Origin of the sequence: Streptomyces sp. NPDC048565 (assembly GCF_040650935.1) — a bacterium.
GTDB lineage: Bacteria > Actinomycetota > Actinomycetes > Streptomycetales > Streptomycetaceae > Streptomyces.
In genome coordinates this window covers 113,599-120,521 of the sequence record NZ_JBEZIH010000027.1, presented here as the reverse complement: position 1 = coordinate 120,521, position 6,923 = coordinate 113,599, and the positions used below count along the sequence as shown (strand labels likewise).

The 6,923-nt window shown below is 71.6% G+C and carries 6 protein-coding genes; 5 read left to right on the top strand and 1 reads right to left on the bottom strand.

Annotated elements, in window-relative coordinates; translation table 11 throughout:
- Nucleotides 1–117: 117 nt before the first annotated feature.
- From AB0C75_RS28715 to AB0C75_RS28700, 4 genes are all read left to right on the top strand, one after another.
- Nucleotides 118–741 (top strand): GntR family transcriptional regulator, encoded by a 624-nt coding sequence (locus AB0C75_RS28715; RefSeq protein WP_362894638.1) that lies wholly within the window; start codon nt 118–120, stop codon nt 739–741.
- A gap of 277 nt (nt 742–1,018) precedes the next feature.
- Entirely contained in the window at nt 1,019–3,700 is a 2,682-nt protein-coding gene (gene aceE / locus AB0C75_RS28710; RefSeq protein ID WP_362894629.1) for a pyruvate dehydrogenase (acetyl-transferring), homodimeric type, read from the top strand.
- Between the two features lie 74 nt (nt 3,701–3,774).
- Complete coding sequence (locus AB0C75_RS28705; RefSeq protein ID WP_362894628.1) at nt 3,775–4,743, top strand: YafY family protein; 969 nt, start codon at nt 3,775–3,777, stop codon at nt 4,741–4,743.
- Between the two features lie 83 nt (nt 4,744–4,826).
- Nucleotides 4,827–5,354: a DUF4240 domain-containing protein gene (locus AB0C75_RS28700; protein ID WP_362894637.1), complete on the top strand. Its 528-nt coding sequence runs from the start codon at nt 4,827–4,829 to the stop codon at nt 5,352–5,354.
- Nucleotides 5,355–5,391: 37 nt separating this feature from the next.
- On the opposite strand, the gene AB0C75_RS28695 is transcribed toward AB0C75_RS28700, so the two are convergent.
- Entirely contained in the window at nt 5,392–5,919 is a 528-nt protein-coding gene (locus AB0C75_RS28695) for a GNAT family N-acetyltransferase (protein ID WP_362894627.1), read from the bottom strand.
- A 76-nt stretch (nt 5,920–5,995) separates the two neighbouring features.
- Here AB0C75_RS28695 and AB0C75_RS28690 point away from each other — a divergent pair, with 76 nt between their 5' ends.
- A complete protein-coding gene (locus AB0C75_RS28690; RefSeq protein ID WP_362894626.1) occupies nt 5,996–6,895 on the top strand; it encodes a TIGR01777 family oxidoreductase in 900 nt (299 codons plus the stop codon).
- Nucleotides 6,896–6,923: the final 28 nt, after the last annotated feature.

Below are 6,923 nucleotides of genomic sequence, written 5' to 3'. Positions count from 1 at the left end.
TCAATGCCGCCCCGTCGCGACGGGGCGGCATTGACCGCCGAGACACTGGACACCACCGGTCGTCCACCGGCCGCCGTGCGGCGCGGGCAGCACCGGTTCGCCCCGAAGGAGCCCCTCATGACCCCGCCCGTCGTCCACTCGCTGCGCGAACAGATCCGCGAGCACATCGTGGAAGGGATAGTCAGCGGGCGCTGGAAGCCGGGTGAACGGATCGTGGAGCGCCGTATCGCCACCGAGCTGGAGGTCAGCCAGACGCCCGTGCGTGAGGCGCTGCGGGAGCTGGAGACGCTGCGGCTGATCGAGTCCGCGCCCAACAAGGGTGTCCGGGTACGCAATCTCACCGCGGCCGACCTGGAGGAGAGCTACCCGGTGCGGGCCGGGCTGGAACAGATCGCGGCGGAGCTGGCCGCCCCCGCGCTCGGCGAGGACTGCTCGGCGCTCGCCCCGCATGTGGCGGCGCTGTACGAGGCGGACCGGCTGGCCGACGGTGAGGCGCAGGTGCGGCACACGGTGGCCTTCCACCGTGAGATGGTGCGCGCCGCGGGGAACGCCGTGCTGCTGCACACCTGGGAGGGGCTCGGCATCGAGGTGTTCACCGCCCTGTCGATCCGCTGGCTGGGCACCGTGCAGAAGTCGTACGCCGAGGAGCACGAGTCGCTCATCGAGGCGTTCCTGCGGAAGGACCCACAGATCGACGTCCTGGTGAAGGAGCACGTCCTCGGGTGCGCGCCGCGCGCCTGAGATCCGGCGATCGACCACGGGCAGCTCGCCCATCCGGCGCGCGAGTCGCTCAGACGTGCAGGTCAGCGCCCGTTTCGCGCCTTTGATCCCGTCACTCCGTGCCCCGTTTCGCGGCACCGCATGCCACTTTTCTTCATATCGAGAAGTTTTGCCCTTCACCCTTTGATCGATCATCGATCGGCGACTTACAGTTCACTCGCGGGCCCACCCGGCCCCATCGCCCTGTCCTGCCAGCCAGGGATTTCTCCACCCCCTCCCACTCCGGAAGGCGGCGATCATGACCGACCCCGTAGCAAAGCTTCCGAGCGAGCTCGACCAGCTCCCGGACCGCGACCCCGAGGAGACCGCCGAATGGGCGGCCTCGCTCGACGCCGTCACCAAGGCCGCGGGCCCGCACCGCGCCGCGTACCTGATGCGGCGTTCGCTCCAGCACGCTGAGGGCGCCGGCATCGCGCTGCCCAAGCTGCTGGAGAGCGATTACGTCAACACCATCCCCACCGCCGCCGAACCCGCGTTCGACGGCGACCTGGAGATGGAATCGAAGATCACCGCGTGGAACCGCTGGAACGCGGCCGCGATGGTCACCCGCGGCGCCCGGTACGGCGTCGGCGGCCACATCGCCACGTTCGCCTCGGCGGCCTGGCTGTACGAGACCGGCTTCAACCACTTCTTCCGCGGCAAGGAGGGCGACGGCTCGGGCGACCAGCTCTACATCCAGGGCCACGCCTCGCCCGGTATATATGCGCGCGCCTTCCTCGACGGCCGCCTCGGCGAGCAGCAGCTCGACAACTTCCGGCAGGAGTCGGGCGGCGACGGCCTGCCGTCCTACCCGCACCCGCGGCGGCTGCCCTGGCTGTGGGAGTTCCCCACCGTCTCGATGGGCCTCGGCCCGCTCTCGGCGATCTACCAGGCGCGCTTCAACCGCTATCTGACCAACCGCAAGATCAAGGACACGTCGAACTCGCACGTCTGGGCCTTCCTGGGCGACGGCGAGATGGACGAGCCCGAGTCGACCGCCGCCCTCGCCCTCGCGGCCCGTGAGCAGCTCGACAACCTGACCTTCGTCATCAACTGCAACCTGCAGCGTCTCGACGGCCCGGTCCGCGCCAACTTCCGCGTGGTCCAGGAGCTGGAGGCGCAGTTCCGCGGAGCCGGCTGGAACGTCATCAAGACGCTCTGGGGCAACGCCTGGGACGAGCTGTTCCAGCTGGACACCACCGGCGCGCTCATCCGCCGCCTGCGCCAGGTCCCGGACGCGCAGTTCCAGACGTACGCGACGCGTGACGTGGCCTACATCCGCGAGCACTTCTTCGGCACCGAGCCCGCCCTGGTGGAGCTCGCGAAGCTCCTGAGCGACGCCAAGATCGCCGAGTGTTTCTACAGCTCCCGCGGTGGCCACGAGGCCCGCAAGGTGTACGCGGCCTACCGCGCCGCCGTCGAGCACAAGGGCGCGCCGACCGTGATCCTCGCCCAGACGGTCAAGGGCTACACGCTCGGCAAGGGCTTCGAGTCCAAGAACGCCAACCACCAGATGAAGAAGCTGTCGATCGACGAGTTCAAGGGCATGCGCGAGCTGCTCGGTCTCCCGATCCCGGACAGCGCCTTCGAGGACGGGCTCGTCCCCTACGGCCACCCGGGCGCCGACTCCCCCGAGGTCCGCTACCTCCAGGAGCGCCGTGCCGCCCTCGGCGGTCCTGCCCCCGCCCGCCGGCTGCACACGGTGCCGCTCCCGCAGCCCGAGGAGCGCGCCTTCAAGGCCCTGTACAAGGGGTCGGGCAAGCAGGAGATGGCCACCACCATGGCGTTCGTCCGCCTGGTGAAGGACCTGATGCGGGACAAGGAGACCGGCAGGCGCTGGGTGCCGATCGTCCCGGACGAGGCCCGTACCTTCGGCATGGAGTCGCTGTTCCCCTCGGCCGGTATCTACTCCCCGCTCGGGCAGACCTACGACCCGGTCGACCGCGACCAGCTGATGTACTACAAGGAGGCCAAGGACGGCCAGATCCTCAACGAGGGGATCACCGAGGCCGGGTCCATGGCCGACTTCATCGCCGCCGCCACGTCGTACTCGACGCACGGCGAGACGATGATTCCGTTCTACATCTTCTACTCGATGTTCGGCTGGCAGCGGACCGGCGACCAGATGTGGCAGCTCGCCGACCAGCTCGGCAAGGGCTTCATCGTCGGCGCCACGGCCGGCCGTACGACGCTGACGGGCGAGGGCCTCCAGCACGCGGACGGCCACTCCCACCTGATCGCCTCCACGAACACGGCGTCCCTGAACTACGACCCGGCGTTCGCGTACGAGATCGCGGTGATCGTCAAGGACGGTCTGCGCCGGATGTACGGCCAGGCCGCCCCGGGCGAGGACTCGAACGTCTTCTACTACCTGACGGTCTACAACGAGCCGAAGCAGCAGCCCGCGATGCCGGAAGGCGTCGAGGAGGGCATCGTCAAGGGCCTGTACCGCTTCAAGGAGGGCGTGGCCGCCTCGGCGGACGCGCCGCGCCTCCAGCTGCTGGGTTCGGGTACGGCGATCCACTGGGCCCTGAAGGCCCAGGAGCTGCTGGCCGCCGACTGGGGTGTCACGGCCGACGTGTGGTCCGCCACCTCGTGGGGCGAGCTGCGCCGCGACGCCCTGGAGTCCGACGAGGCACTGCTCCGCGGTGAGCAGCGCGTGCCCTACGTGACCCAGGCGCTCTCCGGTGCGCCGGGCCCGGTCCTCGCGGTCAGCGACTGGATGCGCGCGGTGCCTGACTCGATCAGCCAGTGGGTGGAGCAGGACTGGTCCTCGCTGGGTACGGACGGCTTCGGCCTCTCCGACACCCGCGAGGGGGCCAGGCGCCACTTCGGTGTCGACGCCGAGTCGGTCACGGTCGCCGCGCTGGCCCAGCTGGCCCGCCGCGGCGAGATCCCGGCCTCGAAGGTCAAGGAGGCCCGGGAGAAGTACGGCATGTGAGTCCGCGACGGCGGGGTGCGGGTGCCGGGCGACCCGGCACCCGCACCCCGCCGTGCGCGCACCACAATGGGTCCATGCGTGCTGCCCGGCTGATCAAGATGGTGCTGCTCCTGCAGTCCCGGCCCTCCATGACCGGCGCACAGCTGGCCGAGGAGCTGGAGGTGTCGGAGCGCACCGTGACCCGGGACGCCCAGGCGCTGTCCGAGGCGGGTGTGCCGGTGTACGCCGACCGCGGCCGGGCCGGCGGCTACCGGCTGATGGGCGGCTACCGGACACGGCTGACCGGTCTTGCCCGCCATGAGGCCGAGGCGCTCTTCCTGTCCGGGCTGCCCACCGCCCTGCGCGAGATGGGGCTCGACGACGCCGCATCGGCGGCCCGCCTGAAGGTGACGGCCGCCCTGCTCCCGTCGCTCCGGGACGCCTCGCGCACGGCGTCCCAGCGCTTCCACCTGGACGCGCCCGGCTGGTACCACGACCCGCCCGCCCCCGAGCTGCTGCCCGCCGTCGCGGAGGCCGTCCGGGACGACCGGCTGGTCCTGGCGCGCTACCGCCGCCGGCCGTCGGACGAGGTGGAGCGGGAGCTCGCCCCGTACGGCCTCGTCCTGAAGGCCGGGGTCTGGTACCTCTGCGCGCGGGCCGGTGACGACTTCCGGGTGTACCGGATCGACCGGTTCACCTCTGTCGTCCTGTCGGAGACCCGCTTCGTACGGGACGAGGACTTCGACCTGCCGCGTTTCTGGGAGGAGCGGGCCACGCAGTTCGCCCGGTCGCTCCTGCGTACCGAGGTGACCGTACGGCTGTCGGATGCGGGCGTGCGGCGGCTGCCGCACACCGTGGACCGGGCCGCCGCGACCGAGGCGCTGGCCGGGGCCTCGGCACCGGACGCGGACGGCCGGCTCACGGTCGTCCTGCCGGTCGAGTCCGCCGACGTGGCGTACGGCCAGCTGCTGTCCCTGGGGCCCGAGGTGGAGGTCCTGGCCCCTGCCGCCCTGCGCGAACGCTTTGCCGATACCGCCGAACGACTGCGCGATCTCTATCACTGAAGTGGCCCCTGAGTGACGCCGAAGGCCATATTCCGGTGTCTGGGCGTGCGTCAGCCGCCCTCGGGGCAGATGCTGGACCCGTGATGGACGAGACGGAGTTCTGGGAGATCATCGACAACACCCGCGAGGCCGCCGACGGCGACCCCGAGGACCATGCCGACCTGCTCGTCGAACGGCTGGCGCGGCTCGACCCCGACTCCGTGCTGGATTTCGCCCGGCACTTCGAGGCCCGCTACAACCGGGCCTACCGCTGGGACCTGTGGGGCGCGGCGGCCGTACTGCTCGGTGGGGCGAGCGACGACGCGTTCGACTACTTCCGCTGCTGGCTGATCGCCCAGGGCCGGGAGGTCTTCGAGGGCGCGATGCACGAGCCGGACTCGCTGGCCGAACTGCTGGACGACTTCGAGGCGGACATCGACGGGGACGGGGACGGCGAGGACATCGGCTACGCCGCCGACGAGGCCTACGAGCAGCTGACCGGGGCGGTCGCACCCGACCTGGGGCTGCCGCCGCAGGCGGCGGAACCGGCGGGCACGCCCTTCGGGTTCGACGACGACACGGCGCTGGCGGAGCGCTATCCCGCGCTCTGGGAACGCTTCGGCACGGCCTGAGCCCCGGACGGGCGACCTGGGATCAGGTCGCAGGGGCTCAGGCCGTCAGGGAGCGGCCCATCAGGACATCGTCGACGTACCGCCCGCCCAGGAAGAACTCGCCGGGCAGTACGCCCTCGACGGCGAAGCCCTCGGAGGCGTAGAGCGCCTGCGCGGCGGTGTTGTGGCCGAGCACCCGCAGGGTGAGCCGCCCGGCGCCCTGCCGGCGCGCATCGGTGTACGCGGCGCGCAGCAGCGCACGTGCGACGCCGTGGCGCCGCGCCCAGTCGGCGACGGCGAGGCCCTGTATCTGGCGGACGTGCGCGTTGCAGGCGAGCGGGGTCGGGCGGGCCAGCCGGATGTAGCCGGCCAGGCACACCTCGTCCATGCCGGTGACGGCCTCGACGACGAGGTATTCGCCGGGCAGGTGCCGCTCGTCGAAGAAGGGCTCGTACGGGGGCTGCGGCTTCGGCTGCACGGCGTGGAGGGTCGACCAGGTGGCCCGGTCGAGCTCGCCGAGAGCGCTCTCGTCCTCGGGGACGGCGGGACGGACGGGGGCGAGGGACCGGAATCGTGTCACGGACATGCGCGCAACTGTGTCATGCGCGTCCCACGCCCCCGGCTCCCGCGTGTCCGGGGGCGCGTGGGGCAGGATGGACGGCATGCCGCATTCCCGAATCGCCGTCAGCGGATCGACCGGACTCATCGGATCGGCGCTCGTGCGCTCGCTCCGCGCCGACGGGCACGAGGTGGTGCGCCTGGTGCGCCGCCCGGCCGCCACCGGCGACGAGGTGGAGTGGGACCCGAAGCGCAGTCACGTCGACGCGGCGGGCCTGGTCGGCTGCGACGCGGTCGTCCACCTCGCCGGGGCGGGGGTCGGGGACCACCGGTGGACCGAGGCCTACAAGCGCGAGATCCGGGACAGCCGGGTGTTCGGCACCGCGGCCGTCGCCGAGGCGGTTGCCTCCCTGGACACCCCGCCGAAGGTGCTGCTGTGCGGGTCGGCCGTCGGCTTCTACGGCGACACGGGCGACCGTGCCGTCGACGAGAGCGCACCGCCCGGCGACGGCTTCCTGCCGTCCGTGTGCGTGGAGTGGGAGGAGGCCACCGCTCCGGCCGAGGAGGCGGGCGTACGCACCGTCCACGCGCGGACCGGTCTGGTCGTCTCCCGGCGGGGCGGTGCGTGGGCGCGCCTCTTCCCGCTGTTCAAGGCGGGGCTCGGCGGACGGATGGGGAACGGCCGGCAGTACTGGAGCTTCATCGCGCTGCACGACCACATCGCCGCGCTGCGGCACATCCTGGACACCGAGACGCTGTCGGGCCCGGTGAATCTGACGGGCCCCTCCCCCGTCACCAATGCCCAGGTGACGGCCGCCATGGGGCGGGTGCTGCGGCGTCCGACCCTGTTCACCGCTCCTGCGCCCGCTCTGAAGCTCGCGCTCGGCGAGTTCGCCGGCGACGTCCTGGCCAGCCAGCGGGTGCTGCCCGGCCAGCTGCTCGACTCGGGCTTCGCTTTCGCCTTCCCCGGCATCGACGAGGCCGTCCGCGCCGCGCTGCGCTGACCGCTCTCCGGCGCCGCTCCAGGACCCC

Bases quoted from the DNA above. Each gene is read 5' to 3' on its own strand.
- AB0C75_RS28715 (WP_362894638.1), top strand. From the start codon at position 118: ATGACCCCGCCCGTCGTCCACTCGCTGCGCGAACAGATCCGCGAGCAC.
- aceE (WP_362894629.1), top strand. From the start codon at position 1,019: ATGACCGACCCCGTAGCAAAGCTTCCGAGCGAGCTCGACCAGCTCCCG.
- AB0C75_RS28705 (WP_362894628.1), top strand. From the start codon at position 3,775: ATGCGTGCTGCCCGGCTGATCAAGATGGTGCTGCTCCTGCAGTCCCGG.
- AB0C75_RS28700 (WP_362894637.1), top strand. From the start codon at position 4,827: ATGGACGAGACGGAGTTCTGGGAGATCATCGACAACACCCGCGAGGCC.
- AB0C75_RS28695 (WP_362894627.1), bottom strand. From the start codon at position 5,919: ATGTCCGTGACACGATTCCGGTCCCTCGCCCCCGTCCGTCCCGCCGTC.
- AB0C75_RS28690 (WP_362894626.1), top strand. From the start codon at position 5,996: ATGCCGCATTCCCGAATCGCCGTCAGCGGATCGACCGGACTCATCGGA.